Here is a 19,700-nt window from a genome sequence, read left to right as displayed (position 1 = left end):
ATATTTCAGTCCTGCTCGGCAAACGCCTGTTCCGCATCCCAACCACCACCCAGCGCGGCAACCAGCTGCACGCTGGCCACCAGGCGCCCTTGCAGCAGGTTCAACACACTGCGCTCGTTGCTCAGCGCCGTGGTCTGCACGTTGACCACATCCAGATAGCCGATCAGCCCGGCGCGGTACTGGTTCTCGGTCAGGCGCAGCGACTCGCGAGCGGCATCCAGTGCCTCCTGGCGCACCACCGCCTCATCGCCATACACCTTCAACTGCACCAGCAGGTTTTCCACTTCCTTGAAGCCGTCGAGCACGGTCTGGCGGTACTGCGCCACGGTCTGGTCATACACCGCCACCGTGCGGTCCACCTCGGCACTGCGCTTGCCGGCGTCGAACAAGGTCAGCGCCAGCTGTGGGCCCACCGACCAGTAGCGGTTGGGCAGTTCGATCCAGTTGCTGAAGCTGCTGCTGGAGTAACCGCCACTCATGCTCAGGCTCAGGTCCGGGAAATACGCCGCCCGCGACACGCCGATGTTGGCGTTGGCAGCCATCACGTTGCGCTCGGCCGCAGCGATGTCCGGGCGTCGCTCCAGCAACTGCGAAGGCAAGGCCACCGGAATTTGCGGCAGCGCTGGAATGGATTTGCTGTCGGCCAGGGCGAAGTCCGCCGGGGCCTTGCCCAGCAACACGGCAATGGCGTTCTCGAACTGCGCGCGCTGCCAGATCAGGTCGATCAGGTCGGCCTGGGTGCTCTTGAGCTGGGTACGCGCCTGGGCCACTGCATCCGGGCCGGCGACGCCGGCGCGATACTGGTTTTCGTTCATCCGCAGGGAACGTTCATAAGCTGCCACGGTGGCTTCCAACAGGCGTTTCTGCTCGTCGATCACCCGCAACTGCAGGTAGTTCTGCACCAGTTCCGACTGCTGGCTGAGGCGGATCGAGGCCAGGTCGGCCAGGCTGGCTTCGGCACTGGCTTCGTTGGCGTTCAGGGTCTCGCGCAGCTTGCCCCACAGGTCGATTTCCCAGCTGACGCCGAGCTGGGCGTTGTAGGTGTTGCGAATGCCGCTGCTGTTGTTGGACAGGCTCGAGCTGGAGCTACCGGTGCCCTGGGCCGAGCGGTTCTTGCCGACGCTCAGGTCCAGGCTGGGGAACAGCGCCGCCCGGCTGCTGCGCACCAGCGCCTGGGCCTGGCGATACTGGGCCTCCGATTGGGCCACGGTCTGGTTGCTGCGGTTGAGCTCTTCGACCAGTGCATTGAGCCCGGCATCGCCGTAGATTTCCCACCAGGCGCCGCGGGCGATGGCATCGGACGGCGTGGCCTGGGTCCAGCCTTCGGCGTGCTTGAACTGCGCCGTGCTGCTCAGCTCCGGGCGGTGGTAGTCCGGGCTCAGGGTGCAGGCGCTGAGCAAGGCGACGCACAACCCGGCGCCGAGCAGGCGCGAGCCACGCCCACGGGTCAGCGTCTGCAGGGCACGGTGAAGTGGGGTCTGGGCAAAAGTCATAGCGGGGTTTCCAGGGCGGCGTCGGTGCGCACGCCACGCCAACGGTTGAAACGGTGACGCAGGCGGTCCAGGTACAGGTAGACCACCGGTGTCGTGTAAAGAGTGAGGACCTGGCTGAACACCAGGCCGCCAATGATGGTCAGGCCCAGAGGCTGGCGCATTTCCGCGCCTTCGGCGCGGCTCAGCAGCAGCGGCAAGGCACCGAGGATGGCCGCCAGGGTAGTCATCAGGATCGGCCGCAGGCGCAGCAGGCAAGCCCGGCGGATCGACTCTTCCGGTGTCAGGCCCTGGTGGCGCTCCAGCTGCAAGGCCAGGTCGATCATCAGGATGGCGTTCTTCTTCACCACGCCGATCAGCAGGAACAGCCCCAGCAGCGAGATCAGGCTGAACTCGCCGCCGGTGACGTACAGCGCCAGCAAGGCACCGACGCCGGCCGAGGGCAGTGTCGAGAGGATGGTCAGCGGGTGAATGTAGCTTTCGTAGAGAATGCCCAGCACCAGGTAGACCAGCACCAGCGCGCCAAGGATCATCAGCGGCTGGCCTTCCTGGGTCTTGGCAAAGGCATCGGCGGTACCGCCGAGCTTGGCGATCACTTCCTCGGGCAAGCCCAGCTTGGCCACCGCAAGCTCCAGCGCCGCCATGGCCTGGTCGGGGCTGTAGCCTTCGGCGACGTCGAAGGCGATGCTTTCGGCGGCGAACTGGCCTTCGTGGCTGACCCGGTCGTTGGCCAGGCTGTTCTCGTAGTGGGCGATGGTCGACAGCGGTACGCGGGCACCGTCGGCGGTAATCACCTGCACCTGCTCGAGGGTGCTTGGGTCCCAGGCGTACTTCGGGTTGATCTCGAGCACTACCTGGTACTGGTTGAGGCTGTCGTAGATGGTGGAGATCTGCCGCTGGCTATAGGCGTTGTTCAGCACCGAGGTGACCATGTCCATGTCGATGCCCAGGCGCTTGGCCTGGTCACGGTCGACCACCAGGGTCACCTGCTGGGTGCCGGCACCGTCGCGGGCGTCGATGGCAGTCAGTTGCGGCAGTGCACGCAGCGCCGCCACCACTTTCGGGAACCATTCGCGCAGGGCCGCCAGGTCTCCGCTCTGCAGGGAGTACAGGTACTGCGAAGAGGTCTGGTCACGGCCACCACCACCCAGTTGCAGGTCCTGGTCGGCCATCAGGAACAGGCGCCCGCCGGGTACCTTGGGCATTTCCTTGCGCAGGCGTTCGATCACCTTCTGGGCGTCGAGCTTGCGCTCGCTAATCGGCTTCAGGCGCACCAGCACAAAGGCATTGTTGGTCCCGCTGTTGCCACCGATGAAGCCGGCAACGCTCTGCACTGCCGGGTCGGCCAGCAAGGCGCGGCGGTAGATTTCCATTTTCGGTTGCATGACGCTGAACGACAGGCCATCGTCGCCACGGATGAAGCCTATCAGCTGGCCGGTATCCTGCTGCGGCATCAGCGTTTTCGGCACCACCACGTACAGGGCGATGTTGATGCCGATGGTGGCCAGCAGGCTGATCAGCGTCAGGCGTTTGTGGCGCAAGGCCCAGCCCAGGCTGCGGTCATAGGCATCGACCATGCGCTGGTGCAAGTGTTCGCTCCAGCGCTGCAGACGTGTCGGCTCGGCCTGGTGCGGTTTGAGCCAGCGGGCGCACAGCATCGGCGTGAGGGTCAGCGACACCACCAGCGACACGATGATCGCCGCCGCCAGGGTGATGGAGAACTCCTGGAACAGGTTGCGCACGATGCCACCCATGAACAGGATGGAGACGAATACCGCCACCAGCGACACGTTCATCGACAGCAAGGTGAAACCCACTTCCTTGGCGCCCAAGAAGGCCGCTTTCATAGGTGGTTGGCCGTCCTCGATGTGCCGGGATATGTTCTCCAGCACCACGATGGCATCGTCCACCACCAGGCCAGTGGCGAGGATCAGCGCCATCAGCGACAGGTTGTTGAGCGAGAAGCCGCACAGGTACATGACCGCGAAGGTGCCCACCAGTGACACCGGCACCGCCAGGCTGGGGATCAGCGAAGCACGCAGGCTGCCGAGGAACAGGTAGACCACCAGGATCACCAGCACCACGGCGATCAGCAGGGTGTGCTCGGCTTCCTTGAGGGTTGCCTTGATCACTGGCGAACGGTCCATGGCCACGTTCAGTTGCACGCTGGCCGGCAGCAGCGACTGCAGGGCCGGCAACTGCGCCTTGATCTGGTCGACCGTTTCAATGATGTTGGCGCCTGTCTGGCGGTTGACCACCAGCAGCACCGCGCTCTGGTCATTGAAGAAGCCGCTGTTGTAGCGGTTCTCGACGCCGTCGGTGATGGTCGCCACGTCGGAAAGGCGCAGGATGGTGCCGTTCTGCTGGCGGATCACCACGGGCTCGTAGTCCTTGGCGCTTTCCAGCTGGTCATTGGCACGCACCTGCCAGTTGCGCTCGGCGTCCTCGACAAAGCCCATCGGCCGGCGCTGGTTGGCGTTGGACACCGCAGTGCGCACTTCATCCAGCGACACGCCGTACTGGTTGAGCAATTGCGGCTCGACGGCAATGCGCACCGCCGGCAGCGAACTGCCGCCGATCTGCACCTCCCCTACCCCGGGCACCTGGGCCAGGCTCTGCGACAGGATGGTGTCGGCCAGGTCGTACAACTGGCCCTTCTGCAGCACGTCCGAAGTCAGCGACAGCACCATGATCGGTGCCTGCGACGGGTTGATCTTCTTGTAGGTGGGCATGCTGCGCATACCGCTGGGCAGCAGGTTGCGGGTGGCGTTGATCGCCGCCTGCACCTCGCGCGCCGCTCCGTCGATGTCGCGGCCCATCTCGAAGCCGATGATCACCCGTGTGGAGCCTTGGTTGGAGCTGCTGGTCAGGGTGGTCACGCCGGCAATGCTGCCCAGCTTGCGCTCCAGCGGCGTGGCCACGGTGGACGCCATCACTTCCGGGCTGGCGCCTGACAGGTTGGCCGACACCACGATTACCGGGAAGTCCATCTGTGGCAGCGGTGCCACCGGCAACAGGCCGAAGCTGACCCCGCCCAGCAGCATGATCGCCAGGCTCAACAGCATCGTCGCAACGGGGCGACGGATGAAAGGACCGGACAGGTTCATGCCTCGGCCTGCTTCACGTCAGTGGCCGGGCGCCAGCGGCGGGCCAGGCGGTCGAAGTACAGGTAGATGACCGGGGTGGTGAACAGCGTCAGCACCTGGCTGACTAGCAACCCGCCGACCATCACCAGGCCCAGCGGCTGGCGCAGCTCGGCGCCGGAACCGGTGGCGAGCATCAGCGGCACGGCGCCGAACAGCGCGGCCAGGGTAGTCATCAGGATCGGCCGGAAGCGCAGCAGCGCCGCCTGGTAGATGGCATCGCGCGGGCTCATGCCCTGCTGGCGCTCGGCCTCGAGGGCGAAGTCGATCATCATGATCGCGTTCTTCTTGACGATGCCGATCAGCAGGATGATGCCGATGATGGCGATCATGCCCAGGTCGTTGCCGCTGATGAGCAAGGCCAGCAAGGCGCCGACCGCTGCCGACGGCAGGGTCGAAAGAATGGTCACCGGGTGGATGTAGCTCTCGTACAGCACGCCCAGCACGATGTACATGGTCACCACCGCCGCCAGGATCAACAGCAAGGTGCTCGACAGCGATGCCTGGAAGGCCTCCGCCGCGCCCTGGAAGCGGGTCTGCACGCCCAGCGGCATGCCGATGTCCTTCTGCACCTGCTCGATCACCTGCACCGCCTTGCCCAGCGAAGCGCCGTGGGCCAGGTTGAACGACAAGGTCACCGCCGGGAACTGACCAATGTGGGAAATGGCCAGCTGGGCCTGGCGCTGCTCGATGCGCGCCAGCGCCGACAGGCGCACCTGGCCGCCATCGGTGGCCTTGACGTGGATCGACTCCAGCGCCTGCGGGCCGATCACCGCCGCATCCTGCGACTGCAGCACCACGCGGTACTGGCTGGCCTGGGTGTAGATGGTCGAGATCTGACGCTGGCCGAAGGCGTCATACAGGGCGTTGGTGATTTGCGACACGCTGATGCCCAGGCGGCCGGCCATGTCGCGGTCGATCACCAGGTAAACCTGCAGGCCCTTGTCCTGCAGGTCGCTGGCCACGTCGGCCAGTTCCGGGCGTTGCTGCAACGCCTGCACCAGCTTGCCGCTCCACTGCGCCAGCAGGTCGGCGTCGGGCGACGAGAGGCTGAACTGGTACTGGGTCCGGCTGACCCGGTCCTCGATGCTCAGGTCCTGCACCGGCTGCATGAACAGGCGGATGCCCACCAGCCGATCGACTTGTGGCTGCAGGCGGTTGATCACCTCGCTGGCAGTGACATCACGCTCGCCATGGGGTTTGAGGTTGATCAGCAGGCGGCCGCTGTTGAGCGTGGCGTTGTCGCCATCGACACCAATGTAGGACGACAGGCTCTGCACCGCCGGGTCCTGCAGGATCACCTTGCTCAGCGCCTGCTGGCGTTCGCTCATGGCGGCGAACGAGGTGGACTGCGGCGCTTCGGAAATGCCCTGAATCACCCCGGTGTCCTGTACCGGGAAGAAGCCCTTGGGCACCACCATGTACAGGAATACGGTGAGCGCCAGGCTGGCCACGGCCACCAGCAGCGTCAGCGGCTGGCGCTTGAGGACCCACTGCAGGGCGCTACCGTAGTGCCTGATCAGCCAGTCGATCCAGGCGCCACTGGCGCGGTAGAACCGGCCCTGTTCCTCTTCCCTGGGCTCGCGCTTGAGCAGGCGCGCGCACATCATCGGCGTGAGGGTCAGCGATACCACCAGGGAAATCAGGATGGCCACCGCCAGGGTGATGGCAAACTCGCGGAACAGGCGGCCGACCACATCGGCCATGAACAGCAGCGGGATCAGTACCGCAATCAGCGAGAAGGTCAGCGAGATCAGGGTGAAGCCGATTTGCCGGGCGCCCTTGAGCGCCGCCTGCATGGGCGTCTCGCCCTCCTCGATGTGCCGGGAGATGTTCTCCAGCATGACGATGGCGTCGTCGACCACGAAACCGGTGGCGATGGTCAGGGCCATCAGGGTCAGGTTGTTGACCGAGAAACCGGCCAGGTACATCACGCCGAAGGTACCGATCAGCGACAACGGCACGGCGATCGACGGGATGAGCGTGGCGCTGAAACGGCGCAGGAAGACGAACGTGACCATTACCACCAGGGCGATGGCGATCAGCAGTTCGTGCTGCACGTCCTTGACCGCGGCGCGGATGGTCTGGGTGCGGTCGGTGAGCACCGACACATCGAGGCCGGCCGGCAGGTTGTCGGTGATCGACGGCAGCAAGGCCTTGATGCGGTCGACCACTTCGATGACGTTGGCGCCCGGCTGGCGCTGGATGTTCAGCAGCACGGCGTGGTTTTCGTTGGCCCAGGCAGCCAGGCGCTCGTTTTCGGCGCCGTCGACGATTTCTGCAACATCCTTCAGACGCAGAGGCGCGCCATTGTTGTAGGCCAGGATCAGGTTGGCATATTCCTCAGGGGAACGCAGCTGGTCGTTGGCGTCGAGCATCGACACCCGGGTCGGGCCGTCGAAGTTGCCCTTGGGCTGATTGACGTTGGAAGCGCCGATCAGGGTGCGTACGTCCTCCAGGTTCAGGCCGTTGGCGGCCAGGGCATCGACGTTGACCTTGATCCGCACCGCCTGGCGCTGGCCACCAGCGATGCTGACCATGCCCACACCGCTGATCTGTGCGAGCTTCTGTGCCACACGGGTATCGACCAGGTCGTTGAGCTTGGGCAGCGGCATGGTCTTGCTGGAGATGGCCAGGGTCAGCACCGGGGTGTCGGCCGGGTTGACCTTGTTGTACACCGGCGGCGCCGGAAGGTCGCTGGGCAGCAGGTTGCTGGCGGCGTTGATCGCGGCCTGCACCTGTTGCTCGGCAACGTCCATGTTCATGTCGAGGTTGAAGCGCAAGGTCAGCACCGAGGCGCCGCCGGAGCTGGTCGAGGCCATCTGCTCCAGGCCTGGCATCTGGCCGAACTGACGTTCGAGCGGCGCGGTAACCGCGCTGGTCATGACCTGCGGGCTGGCGCCTGGGTACAGGGTCATGACCCGGATGGTCGGGTAATCCACCTGCGGCAATGCGGAAACCGGCAGCAGCTTGTAGGCGATCAGGCCGGCCAGGACGATGGCCAGCATGCTCAGCGTGGTGGCAACCGGCCGCAGGATGAACAGACGCGAGAGGTTCATGCGCCCGCCTTGCCTGCTGCGCTACCAGGCTGTGCTTCACCGGGCTGCACATCGCCAGTGCTTGCCGAACCCTTGGCTTCCTGGCCTTGCAGGTGCTGGCCCGGGGTGGTCGGCACTTGCGAGCTGTCTTCGACAACTTCCACCTTGGTGCCTTCGCGCAGGCGGTCGGTGCCTTCCAGCACCAGGCGTTCGCCGGCCTTGAGGCCCTCGAGAATGACGCTGTTCTCGCCGTCGCTGGCGCCAACCTTGAGCTTGCGGATATTGACCGTGTTCTGGTCATTGACCACGTAGGCGAAGGAGCCGTCATTGCCGAACTGGATGGCCGCCGCCGGGGCCATGGTCACCTGCTTGAGGGTGTCGGCCAGCAGGCGCACGTTGACGAACTGGTTGGGGAACAGGGCCAGGTCCTTGTTCTCGAAGCGGCCCTTGAACTTGAGGGTGCCGGTGGTGGTGTCGATCTGGTTGTCGATGCTGCCCAGCACGCCGGTGGACTGCAGCTTGCTGTCACTGCGGTCCCAGGCCTCGACCGGCAGGCTGGCGCCGCTGCGGTAACGTTCCAGCACGGTGCTCAACTCGGTTTCCGGCAGGGTGAAGGCAACGCTGATCGGCTCGGTCTGGGTGATCACCACCAGCGCGGTGGTGTCGTTGGCCGCCACCAGGTTGCCCAGGTCGAGCTGGCGCAGGCCTACGCGGCCGTTGATCGGCGCGCGGATCTGGGTGAAGTCCAGATTCAGGCGGGCGTCGTTGACCTGCGCCTGGTTGGTCTTCACCAGCCCCTGGAACTGTGCCACCTGCGCTTCGGCGGTGTCGAGAGTTTGCTTGGCAATGCTGTCTTCGGCGTACAGGCCTTTATAGCGGGCCAGGTCGACCTGGGCGTTCTTCAGTTGCGCCTGGTTCTGCGCCAGGGTGCCCTCGGCCTGCTGCAGGGCAATGCGGTACGGGCGCGGGTCGATTTCGGCGAGCAGGTCGCCGGCCTTGACCTGCTGGCCTTCCTTGAAGTGGATCTTGACCAGCTCGCCGGCCACGCGGCTGCGCACGTTGACGGTGTTGGTCGCGGTGACTGTGCCCAGGGCCTTGTAGTACAGCGGGAAGTCGCCCACCCGCACCGGCTCGACGCGCACCGGCACCGGGTCGCTGGAGCCGCCGAAGCCCGGGCGACCGCCCATCATGCCCATGCCCTTGCCACCGCGCCCGCTACCGGCTTCTTTATGCGCAGGCGTCGCTGCGGGCCACAGCCACCAGGCCAGTGCAGCCACCAGCAGCAGGATCAGCAGGCCGACGAGCCAGCGACGAGGGGAGCGGGAATTGGACACTTGCATGGGTTGAACGAACCTTGTTCGGAATGACGGCTTGGGGAGAATGAACGATAAGCACTGGCATCGTTTTAGCAAAGCGCCTTTACCAGAGGTTTACCTTTGCCTGACGTTGCCAAGAGGTTGAACTTTAAATGAAAACGGCCCGGAAAGCGTTCCGGGCCGTTTACAGGGTGTTGCTTGAGCGGTGGCGGGCTGAAAGGTTTCGGTTGCCTGTGCCGGCCCCTTCGCGGGTAAACCCGCTCCCACAGGGATATCACAGCTTTTGAAACCTGTGCCGTACCTGTAGGAGCGGGTTTACCCGCGAAGAGGCCGGTACAGGACTCAGCCGACCTACCCCACAACCCTTACTTCAGCACAGCCAGAGCTGCGTCGTAGTTCGGCTCATCAGCGATTTCGCCAACCAGCTCGCTGTGCAGCACCTTGTCGTTTTCGTCCAGCACCACCACGGCACGGGCAGCCAGGCCGGCCAGCGGGCCATCGGCGATGGCCACGCCGTAGTTTTCGAGGAACTCGCGGCCACGCAGGGTCGACAGGTTCTTCACGTTGTCCAGGCCTTCGGCGCCGCAGAAGCGTGCCTGAGCGAACGGCAGGTCGGCGGAGATGCACAGCACCACGGTGTTGGCCACATCGTTGGCCTGGGCGTTGAACTTGCGCACGGAGGTTGCGCAGGTCGGGGTGTCGACGCTCGGGAAGATGTTCAGCACCTTGCGCTTGCCGGCGAAGTCTTTCAGCGACTTGTCAGCCAGACCTTCACCGACCAGGGAGAAAGCCGGAGCCTGGGCGCCGGCTTTCGGCAGCTCGCCGTTGACCTGAACCGGGTTGCCTTTGAGAGTCACTTGAGCCATGACGAAATCCTTATGCGGGTTTGAAAAGGACACTGAGTTAAGCATGAAGGCGGCCGGGTGCCTATGGGGGCAGTGAAATTGTTCTATTACCGGACAATTCTTGTGGACAAAAAAATGCCCGGGTGGCTACAAGCGCCCCGGGCATTACTTTTGCGGATGGCGTATCAGCCCAGCAGGCCGTATACCACCGAGGTCAGCGCAACCAGGCCGACGACTACCACGAACACGTTGGAGGCAGCACCGCTGTACTTGCGCATGGATGGCACGCGGCGAATGGCGTACATCGGCATCAGGAACAGCAACACCGCGAGGATGGGGCCACCGAGCGACTCGATCATGCCGAGGATGCTCGGGTTGAGGGTGGCGACAATCCAGCACACCACCAGCATCAGCGCGGCAACCACCCGGTCCAGGGTCTTGGCCGCCGGGCGTGCACCGGCCTTGGTGATGATGCCCTTCAGGCCTTCGCTGGCGCCGATGTAGTGGCCGAGGAACGACTTGGCAATGGCCACGAAGGCGATCAGCGGTGCAGCGAACGCGATGGTCGGGTTGCTGAAGTGGTTGGCCAGGTACGACAGGATCGACAGGTTCTGCGCCTTGGCCTCGGCCAGCTGGGCGCTGCTCAGGGTGAGCACGCAGCTGAACACGAAGAACAGCACCATCACCACCATCAGCAGGTGGGCACGGCGCAGGATCTGGCCGCTACGCTCATCGGCATGCTCGCCGTAGCGGCGCTTCTGGTCGACGGCAAAGGCGGAGATGATCGGCGAGTGGTTGAACGAGAACACCATCACCGGAATCGCCAGCCACAGGGTGTGCAGGAAGGCCGAAGCTGGTGGTACCTGGGTGGCGCTGTCGAGAATGCCACCGGTCCAGTGCGGCACCAGGTACAGGCCCAGCAATGCCAGGGCGACGATGAACGGGTAGACCAGCAGGCTCATGACCTTGACCGTGGCCTGCTCCCCGCAGCGCACGATGGCCAGCAGGCCGAGAATCAGCACGAACGACAGGATGGCCCGTGGCGGCGGCTGCATGTGCAACTGGTGCTCCATGAAGCTGGACACGGTGTTGGTCAGCGCCACGCTATAGATAAGCAGGATCGGGAAGATCGCGAAGAAGTACAGCACGGTGATCGAGGCGCCGGCGGTAATGCCGAAGTGCTCCTTGACCACTTCGGTGATATCGCCGTCATTGCGCCCGGAAAGGACGAAACGGGTCAGCCCGCGGTGAGCGAAATAGGTCATCGGGAAGGCCAGCATGGCCAGGATCAGCAACGGCCAGAAGCCGCCAAGGCCGGCGTTGATCGGCAGGAACAGGGTTCCGGCGCCGATCGCTGTGCCGAACAGGCCCAGCATCCAGGTGGTGTCGTGACGCGACCAGCTGCCGAGGGTGGCGGGGGTCGATTCTGCAAAGCGTTGTTCAACGCTTGGGGCCTGCTCATTCATTCCGGGTGAAGCTCCACTCGCAAGACTGCAACAGGCTGAGAATGGCGAAATAGACGTTTCGCCCAACTCAACCGAAAAAGGGAGCGCGATTGTGCACGGAAAGGTTGCACTTGCGAAGCCCTTTTCCGAGGAGCGGTTGCACTTGTCTTTACAAGCGGATTGCAACCAGAGGCTGCATGCAGCCTGATCGCCGGCAAGCCGGCTCCCACACCGACCGCGCAGTGCTTGAGCCTTGCGCTATCTCTGTGGGAGCCGGCTTGCCGGCGAAAGGGCCGCAAAGCGGCCCCGTGCGGTGTTACTTCTGGACGGCGGCGAAGGCTTCGGCAACCCGTTGCAGGTTGGCCGGGCGCAGGCCGGACATGCATACGCGGCCGCTGTCGATCAGGTACACGCCGAACTCGTCACGCAGGCGGCGCACCTGCTCGACGCTGAAGCCGGTGTAGCTGAACATGCCGCGCTGGCGCAGGAAGAACTGGAAGTCCTGGCCTGGCAGCAGCACGGCCAGGGCATCGACCAGCGCCTGGCGCATGTCGAGGATACGTTTGCGCATCACTTCGACTTCCTCGGCCCACTGGGCATTGAGGGCCGCATCGTTGAGCACGCCAGCGACCAGCTGGGCGCCGAAGTTGGGCGGGCTGGAGTAGTTGCGGCGCACGGTAGCCTTCAGCTGGCCGAGCACGCTCTGGGCAGTGGCTTCATCGTCGCAGACCACCGACAGGCCGCCGACACGCTCGCCGTACAGCGAGAAGATCTTCGAGAACGAGTTGCTGACCAGGCACGGCACGCCGGCGCGGGCCATTTCGCGGATGGCGTAGGCGTCTTCCACCAGGCCTTCGGCGAAGCCCTGGTAGGCGATGTCGAGGAACGGGATCAGTTGGCGTGCCTTGACCACTTCAACCACCTGTTGCCACTGGTGCTGTTCCAGGTCGGCACCGGTGGGGTTGTGGCAGCACGGGTGCAGCAGCACCACGCTGTTGGCCGGCAGGGTCTGCAGGGTAGCCAGCATGCCTTCGAAGTCCACGCCACGGGTGGCCTGGTCGAAGTACGGGTAGGTGTGCACCTTGAAGCCGGCGCCTTCGAAGATGGCGCGGTGGTTGTCCCAGGTCGGGTTGCTGACCCAGACTTCGGACTGCGGGAAGTAGCGCTTGAGGAAGTCGGCGCCGACTTTGAGGGCGCCGGAACCGCCTACGGTCTGCACGGTGGCCACACGCCCGCCGGTAACAGCCGGGTGATCGGCACCGAACAGCAGCGCCTGGATCGCCTGGCGGTAGCTGGCCAGGCCTTCCATCGGCAGGTACAAAGAGGCTTCGTGGTCCTGGCCGGCGATGCGTTTCTCCACCGCATCCACAGCCGCCAGCTGCGGCACCACGCCGGCCTCATCGTAGTACAGGCCGATACTCAGGTTGACCTTGTCGGCGCGCGGGTCGGCCTTGAAGGTTTCCATCAACGAGAGGATCGGGTCGCCGGCATAGGCATCGACATGTTTGAACACAGCGTGCAGCTCCTTGGATCAGGACAGTTCGAAAAGGCAGCCCTGAGCATACCCGGAGTGCGGGCTCAGGAACATCAACTATTATGCAAGGTTGTCTATGCAACATTGCATGGCTGAGGATTGGTGCTGGATTCTTCGCGGGTAAACCCGCTCCCACAGGTCATGCACAATTTTCGAAGCCTGTGATAACCCTGTGGGAGCGGGTTTACCCGCGAAGAGGCCGGGTCAGCCAAGCAATTCTTTCAGGCCTTGCAATTCCTGCTCGGTCACCGCCACCCCCTCCTCCTCGGCCACCTCGCGCTCGCGGTAACGCCGCTCGCCCGGCATGCGCGTCAGCCCTACCGCCTGCATCTGCTCGACCAGCTCGCGGCTGCGCTGGGCAAAACGTTCGCCCTCGGCCTTGTTCGGGTCGATGACGATGATCAACTGCCCGGTCCACGGCGTCTTCGCCCCCGGGTGCCCCGACCAGTCGAACTCCCAGGAAAAATTCCCGCCGGTCAGCGCCGCCGCCAGCAACTCGACCATCATCGACAAGGCCGAGCCCTTGTGCCCGCCAAATGGCAGCAACGCGCCGCCTTCCAGAATCGCCTTGGGGTCGGTTGTCGGCTCACCATTGGCATCCACCCCCATGCCCTGCGGCAATTGCTGGCCAGCACGCGCGGCAATCTGCACGTCGCCATGGGCCATGGCGCTGGTGGCCATGTCGAAGACGATCGGGTCATGTTCGGCGCAAGGTGCGGCAAAGGCGATGGGGTTGGTGCCGAACAGCGGCTTGCGGGCGCCGTGCGGCACCACACAGGTCATGCTGTTGACCACGCTCAGGGCTACCAGGCCTTCGTCGGCGAAAGGCTCCACATCCGGCCACAGCGCGGCGAAGTGGTGCGAGTTGTGGATCGCCAGCACGGCGATGCCAGCGTTGCGCGCCTTCGCCACCAGAAGTTCACGGGCCGCCGCCAGCGCCGGCTGGGCGAAGCCGCCTGCGGCATCGACACGAACATAACCGGGCGCCACGTCGCTGACCTTCGGCGTGGCCTGGCCATCGACCCAGCCGCTGGCCAATGTCGAAACATAGCCGGGCATGCGGAACACCCCATGGCTATGGGCACCATCGCGCTGGGCGCTGGCGCAGTTGTGGGCCAGCACCCGGGCCACGCTTTCGCTGCAGCCATGGCGCTGGAAAATGCTCTGCAACAGGCCCTGCAGCTCGGTAAAAGGCACACGCACGACAGTGCTGGTGGAAGGTGCGGACATCTGAAGCTCCTTGTTGGAATTGGAATGGCTACAGCGTTGCAACGACAAAAACTTTCCTGCATGTGACAGCTATCTGTCAAATGTTGACTTAATGACAGAAAACAGCCATTTTCTTTCGCAAGCCTTACCCCTGGAGCCGCAGCATGAGCCAACCGATCAAGCAACGCCTGGAAAACAGCCTCGAAGGGGCCGCTGCTTCGGGCCGCAAGATCGCCACCTACATGCTCGCCAACCTGCATGAACTGCCGTTCCAGACCTCGGCCAGCATTGCCGTCAAGCTGGGCGTCAGCGAATCCAGCGTCGGCCGTTTCTGCCGTTCATTGGGTTATGCCCATCTCAAGGCGTTGAAGCAAGACCTGCAGAACGACCTGGGCGATGGCCCGTGGCTGGTGGGCGACCGCCTGCAAGATTACCGCCAGAACCAGAACGCCAGCGACAACGCCGGCAGCCTGGAGCTGGAAATCGCCGCGCTGGTGCGCGTGCACGAGTATCGCCAGAGCAGCGCCTGGCACAGCGTCGCGCAGCGCCTGGCAAGCAAGCAGCGGGTGTTCATTGCCGGCTTCCAGACCGAGCGCGGCATCGCCATGTGCATGAGCCACCTGCTGCAGTACCTGCGCGATGGCGTGCAGCTGGTGGATATGAGTGCCGGGCACTTCGGCGAAGTATTGCTGGGCCGCGCCGAAGACAGCGCCCTGGTGGTGTTCGAAGCCCGCCGTTATTCCCGCCATGCCCTGCTGTTGTGCCAGAAGGCGCGCGAGGCTGGCATAGCGGTCACCCTGGTGACCGACACCTTCTGTGACTGGGCCGATGCCAACGCCGACGAGGTGTTCCGCATCCCCACCGAGTTCAACCTGTTCTGGGAGTCCACCTCGACCATGCTGTCGTGGGTGCACCTGATGGTCAACGAGGTCTGCAAGAAGCTCGGGCCGGATGTTGAAAAGCGCTTGGAAGCAACTGCCGCTCTACATAACGAATTCGTCGGCTACACCTCGTGGTCGACGGGAAAACAACAATAGCAAGAGTGCAATGAGGTGCGAGATGAAAAAGACCATGGCCTTGGTGGGTGCGTGCGCCCTGCTGCTGTCGGGTGCCGCCAGTGCCGAAACCCTGCGCTTCGCCACCGAGGGCGCCTACCCGCCCTTCAACTATGTCGACGCCAATAACCAGTTGCACGGCTTCGACGTCGACATCACCCATGCCCTGTGCGAGCAGATGAAAGTCGAGTGCACGCTGGTGGCCCAGGACTGGGAAGGCATCATCCCGGCGCTGATGGCACGCAAGTACGACGCGGTGGTCGCGTCGATGATCAATACCGAAGAACGGCGCAAGAAAATCGCCTTCACCGACCACTATTACCGCACCCCGCTGACCGTTGCCGTGGCCAAGGACAGCAAGATCAACGACGCCCAGACCACCTTCGACGGCTACACCGTTGGCGCCCAGTCGTCCTCCACCCAGGCCATCTACGCCGAAGACGTCTACGCCAAGGCCGGTGCCGATGTGAAACTGTACCCGACCATGGACGAAGCCAACGCCGACTTGGCCGCGGGCCGCCTGGATGGGGTGATTGCCGACAAATTCCCGCTGCATGAGTGGATGACCAAGAACGGCGGGGACTGCTGCAAGATCCTCGGTGACGTGGCCGACACCAAGGCCGATGCCGCCATTGCCGTGCGCAAGGACGACGAAGCCCTGCGCCAGCGCCTGAACACCGCGCTGCAGCAGATCGTCGCCAACGGCACCTACCAGAAGATCGCCAGCAAATACTTCGCTTTCGATATCTACAACTGATCTTCAGGAAGTTTTGCGCACCCCCTGTGGGAGCGGCCTTGCGTCGCGAAAGGGGCGCGCAGCGGCCCCGGCAATCTGTGCAGTTGCATGAATCCTGGGGCCGCTACGCAGCCCTTTCGCGACGCAAGGCCGCTCCCACAGAGATCGCACCTACCCGCCCAAGGGGTTTGTCATGCTCGATCAATTGTCCTTGCTGTCCTTCGCCAGTGGAGGCTGGGGCCAGGCGCTGCTGGCCGGCGCGCTGGTCACCGTTTCCCTGGCCCTGGCCTGCCTGCCCATCGGCCTGCCGCTGGGCCTGGTGGTCGCCCTTGCAGCACGCTCGCGCAAGCGCTTGCCGCGCGCCTGGGCCACCACCTTCTCCACCGTCTTCCGTGGCCTGCCCGAACTGCTGACGCTGCTGATCATCTATTACGGCTGCCAGATCGCCGCACAGAAAATTCTCGCAGCCATGGGCTACCAGGGTGAGTTCCTGATCAATACCTTCCTCGCCGCGATGATCGCCTTCAGCCTGGTGTTCGCCGCGTTCTCCAGCGAGATCTGGCTGGCAGCCTTCAAGACCCTGCCCAAGGGCCAACTGGAAGCCTGCTCGGCGCTGGGACTGAGCAAGCGCACCGGCTTCTTCAAGGTGCTGCTGCCGCAACTGACCCGCATCGCCCTGCCCGGCTTGTCCAACAACTGGCTGTCGCTGCTCAAGGACACCTCGCTGGTATCCACCATCTCGCTGGTCGACCTGATGCGCCAGACCAACCTGGCCGTCAGCGTGACCAAGGAGCCGATGTTCTTCTATGGCGTGGCCTGCCTGGGCTACCTGCTGTTCGCCGCCATTTCCGGGCGCGTGTTCGCCTTCATCGAACGGCGCAGCAACCGCCACCTGCAAGGAGCACGCGCATGAGCTTCGAACAACTGCTGGCGCTGATACTCGACCCCGACCTGCTGGACCGCTACGGCCCGCGCTTCCTCGATGGCCTGCTGGTAACGGCCAAGCTGGTGGCGATTTCCTTCAGCCTGGGTGCCGTGCTCGGCCTGTTGCTGGCCCTGGCGCGCATGTCGCGCAGCCTGTTGCTGCAGCGCATGGCCGCCGGCTATGTGTACTTCTTCCGCGGCTCGCCGCTGCTGGCCCAGCTGTTCCTTCTGTATTACGGCCTGGGTTCGCTCAAAGGCTTCTGGCAGGACGTCGGCCTGTGGTGGTTCTTCCGCGAGGCGTGGTTCTGCACCCTGCTGGCGTTCACCCTGAATACCGCCGCCTACCAGGCCGAGATCTTCCGCGGCAGCCTGATGGCCGTCGCCCCCGGCCAGTATGAGGCGGCGCGGGCGCTGAACCTGAAGCGCTCGACCACCTTTTTCAAGGTGATCCTGCCGCAGTCGCTGCTGGTGGCCATCGGCCCGCTGGGCAACGAACTGATCCTGATGATCAAGGCCAGCGCGATCGCCTCGCTGGTGACCATCTACGACCTGATGGGCGTGACCAAACTGGCCTTCTCACGCAGTTTCGACTTCCAGATCTACCTGTGGGCCGCCGTGCTCTACCTGCTGATCGTCGAACTGGTGCGGCGCCTGCTGAAACACCTGGAAGCCCGCTTGGGCCGCCACCTGAACTGACCGAAGGATACGTTCCATGCATTGCCAGACCCTTGTCCTCGGCGCCGGCATCGTCGGCGTCAGCACCGCGCTGCACCTGCAGGCCCGCGGGCGCCAGGTGATCCTGATCGACCGCGACGAACCGGGCAGCGGCACCAGCCACGGCAACGCCGGGCTGATCGAGCGCTCCAGCGTGATCCCCTATGCCTTCCCGCGGCAACTGGGCGCACTGCTGCGCTACGGCTTGAACCGCCAGCCCGATGTGCGCTACAGCCTGCTGCACCTGCCCAAGGCCGCTCCATGGCTGTGGCGCTACTGGCGCCAATCGGCCCCCGGGCGCCTGGCCGGGGCCGCTGCCGATATGCTGCCGCTGGTGCAACGCTGCGTCGAAGAGCACGACGCATTCATTGCTGCCGCCGGCCTGGAAGGGCTGGTGCAGGCCAAAGGCTGGATCGAAGTGTTCCGTGACCCGGCGCTGTTCGAGCAGGCCAAGGCCGACGCCAAGGGCCTGAGCCGATATGGCCTGCAGTTCGAAATCCTCGAATGCGGGCAGTTGCAGGCCCGCGAGCACCAGCTGGACGCCAGCGTGGTCGGCGGCATTCACTGGCTCGACCCCAAGACCGTGAACAACCCCGGCGCCCTCACCCGCGGCTACGCCACCCTGTTCACGCAGCGCGGCGGGCAGTTCCTGCATGGCGATGCGCGCAGCCTGCGCCAGGTCGACGGCCAATGGCAGGTAGACAGCCGCCGCGGCCCGATCACCGCCAACGAGGTGGTGGCCTGCCTCGGCCCGCAGTCAGCCGACCTGTTCAGTGGCCTGGGCTACCAGATACCGCTGGCGATCAAGCGTGGCTACCACATGCACTACAGCACCCGTGACGGCGCGCAACTGGAGCATTCCATCTGCGACACCCAGGGCGGCTACGTGCTGGCGCCGATGGCCCGCGGTGTGCGCCTGACCACCGGCATCGAGTTCGACGCCAGCAGCGCGCCGGGCAACCAGATCCAGCTGGGCCGTTGCGAAGCCCTGGCGCGCAAGCTGTTCCCAGCCCTGGGTGAGCGCCTGGACGACACCCCGTGGCTGGGCCGCCGCCCCTGCCTGCCCGACATGCGCCCGGTGATTGGCCCGGCGCCGCGCCACCCGGGGCTGTGGTTCAACTTCGGCCACGCCCACCACGGCCTCACCCTGGGCCCGGTCAGCGGCCGGCTGGTGGCCGAACTGGTCACCGGCGAACGCCCCTTCACCGACCCCGCGCCCTACAGCGCGACTCGTTTCGACTGAACCCCTGCGGGAGAACAACAAGATGACCGCACCACTGAGCCTTGCCACCCTTGCCCCCGAACCCGACCCACGCCCGGTGCTGATCCGCATCGAAGGCCTGAACAAGCACTACGGCGCGTTCCACGTGCTGCGCGACATCGACCTGCAAGTGCGCGAAGGCGAACGCATCGTGCTGTGCGGGCCGTCCGGCTCGGGCAAGTCGACCCTGATCCGCTGCATCAACCGCCTGGAAGTGGCCCAGCAGGGCAGCATCAAGGTGGATGGCATCGACCTGGCGGCCACCACCCGCGAAGCGGCGCAGGTGCGCAGCGACATCGGCATGGTGTTCCAGCACTTCAACCTGTTCCCGCACATGAGCGTGCTCGACAACTGCCTGCTGGCCCCCACCAGCGTGCGCGGCCTGTCGCGCAAGGACGCCGAGGAGCGGGCGCGCATGTACCTGAGCAAGGTCGGCATCGAAAGCCAGGCGCACAAGTACCCCAGCCAGCTGTCCGGCGGCCAGCAGCAGCGCGTGGCGATTGCCCGGGCGCTGTGCATGAAGCCGCGGATCATGCTGTTCGACGAGCCCACCTCGGCGCTTGACCCAGAGATGGTCGCCGAGGTGCTGGATGTGCTGGTGCAGCTGGCCGGCACTGGCATGACCATGCTTTGCGTCACCCATGAAATGGGCTTTGCCCGCCAGGTAGCCGAGCGGGTGCTGTTCCTCGAGGGCGGGCAGATCATCGAAGACAGCCCGCCGCAGGTGTTCTTCAACCAGCCGCGTACCGAGCGGGCCAAGGGGTTCCTGGCGCAGATACTGCACTGACACCTGTTCCGGCCTCTTCGCGGGCTCGCCCGCTCCCACAGGATCACCTCGGCCTTCGAGACCGGTGATCAAACTGTGGGAGCGGGCATGCCCGCGAAGAGGCCGGAACAGGCGACACCTTCATTGCACCGCTGCAAAGACCCAACTGCATCGTTAAATATTATTGACCGTACCCCCCGCCAAACCCACGCCACCACAGGCCC

At 64.6% G+C, this 19,700-nt stretch carries 14 protein-coding genes; 6 read left to right on the top strand and 8 right to left on the bottom strand.

The window, feature by feature from the left end:
• Window positions 1-5 precede the first annotated feature (5 nt).
• The 8 genes from MJ643_RS02375 to MJ643_RS02340 all read right to left on the bottom strand — a co-directional run bounded on the left by MJ643_RS02375 (window position 6) and on the right by MJ643_RS02340 (window position 14,041).
• Entirely contained in the window at window positions 6-1,493 is a 1,488-nt protein-coding gene (locus tag MJ643_RS02375; protein ID WP_013972976.1) for an efflux transporter outer membrane subunit, read from the bottom strand.
• The gene (locus MJ643_RS02370) at window positions 1,490-4,597 is read right to left on the bottom strand and encodes an efflux RND transporter permease subunit (protein ID WP_247726591.1); all 3,108 of its coding nucleotides are present in this window, start codon (window positions 4,595-4,597) and stop codon (window positions 1,490-1,492) included. The genes MJ643_RS02375 and MJ643_RS02370 overlap by 4 nt, the downstream gene beginning before the upstream one ends.
• Window positions 4,594-7,692, bottom strand: coding sequence for an MdtB/MuxB family multidrug efflux RND transporter permease subunit (locus MJ643_RS02365; protein ID WP_013972978.1), 3,099 nt, complete (start codon window positions 7,690-7,692; stop codon window positions 4,594-4,596). Before MJ643_RS02365 ends, MJ643_RS02370 begins: the two co-directional genes overlap by 4 nt.
• Entirely contained in the window at window positions 7,689-9,011 is a 1,323-nt protein-coding gene (locus MJ643_RS02360) for an MdtA/MuxA family multidrug efflux RND transporter periplasmic adaptor subunit (RefSeq protein ID WP_013972979.1), read from the bottom strand. The genes MJ643_RS02365 and MJ643_RS02360 overlap by 4 nt, the downstream gene beginning before the upstream one ends.
• Before the next feature lie 341 nt (window positions 9,012-9,352).
• Entirely contained in the window at window positions 9,353-9,853 is a 501-nt protein-coding gene (tpx, locus tag MJ643_RS02355; protein WP_023661376.1) for a thiol peroxidase, read from the bottom strand.
• A gap of 164 nt (window positions 9,854-10,017) precedes the next feature.
• On the bottom strand, window positions 10,018-11,298 hold the full coding sequence (locus MJ643_RS02350) for a serine/threonine transporter (protein WP_013972981.1): 1,281 nt from the start codon (window positions 11,296-11,298) through the stop codon (window positions 10,018-10,020).
• A gap of 295 nt (window positions 11,299-11,593) precedes the next feature.
• Window positions 11,594-12,790 (bottom strand): amino acid aminotransferase, encoded by a 1,197-nt coding sequence (locus MJ643_RS02345; RefSeq protein WP_013972982.1) that lies wholly within the window; start codon window positions 12,788-12,790, stop codon window positions 11,594-11,596.
• 225 nt (window positions 12,791-13,015) lie between these two features.
• Window positions 13,016-14,041 carry an Ldh family oxidoreductase gene (locus tag MJ643_RS02340; RefSeq protein WP_024087284.1) on the bottom strand — a complete coding sequence of 342 codons (1,026 nt, stop codon included), beginning with the start codon at window positions 14,039-14,041 and terminating at the stop codon, window positions 13,016-13,018.
• Window positions 14,042-14,184: 143 nt separating this feature from the next.
• On the opposite strand from MJ643_RS02340, the gene MJ643_RS02335 reads away from it, so the two are divergent.
• From MJ643_RS02335 to MJ643_RS02310, 6 genes are all read left to right on the top strand, one after another.
• Window positions 14,185-15,057 carry a MurR/RpiR family transcriptional regulator gene (locus MJ643_RS02335; RefSeq protein ID WP_013972984.1) on the top strand — a complete coding sequence of 291 codons (873 nt, stop codon included), beginning with the start codon at window positions 14,185-14,187 and terminating at the stop codon, window positions 15,055-15,057.
• Between the two features lie 22 nt (window positions 15,058-15,079).
• Window positions 15,080-15,832: a transporter substrate-binding domain-containing protein gene (locus MJ643_RS02330; protein WP_013972985.1), complete on the top strand. Its 753-nt coding sequence runs from the start codon at window positions 15,080-15,082 to the stop codon at window positions 15,830-15,832.
• Window positions 15,833-16,004: 172 nt separating this feature from the next.
• A complete protein-coding gene (locus tag MJ643_RS02325) occupies window positions 16,005-16,724 on the top strand; it encodes an ABC transporter permease subunit (RefSeq protein ID WP_004376260.1) in 720 nt (239 codons plus the stop codon).
• On the top strand, window positions 16,721-17,431 hold the full coding sequence (locus tag MJ643_RS02320; protein ID WP_013972986.1) for an ABC transporter permease subunit: 711 nt from the start codon (window positions 16,721-16,723) through the stop codon (window positions 17,429-17,431). The genes MJ643_RS02325 and MJ643_RS02320 overlap by 4 nt, the downstream gene beginning before the upstream one ends.
• 16 nt (window positions 17,432-17,447) lie before the next feature.
• Window positions 17,448-18,692 (top strand): FAD-binding oxidoreductase, encoded by a 1,245-nt coding sequence (locus MJ643_RS02315; protein WP_013972987.1) that lies wholly within the window; start codon window positions 17,448-17,450, stop codon window positions 18,690-18,692.
• 22 nt (window positions 18,693-18,714) lie between these two features.
• On the top strand, window positions 18,715-19,497 hold the full coding sequence (locus MJ643_RS02310; protein ID WP_013972988.1) for an amino acid ABC transporter ATP-binding protein: 783 nt from the start codon (window positions 18,715-18,717) through the stop codon (window positions 19,495-19,497).
• The last annotated feature ends 203 nt before the right edge of the window (window positions 19,498-19,700 follow it).

The sequence above is a fragment of the Pseudomonas sp. PNPG3 genome (assembly GCF_023093815.1).
Lineage (GTDB): Bacteria > Pseudomonadota > Gammaproteobacteria > Pseudomonadales > Pseudomonadaceae > Aquipseudomonas > Aquipseudomonas asiatica.
The sequence above is the reverse complement of the archived record's forward strand: the minus strand, read 5'-3'. Positions and strand labels throughout refer to the sequence as shown.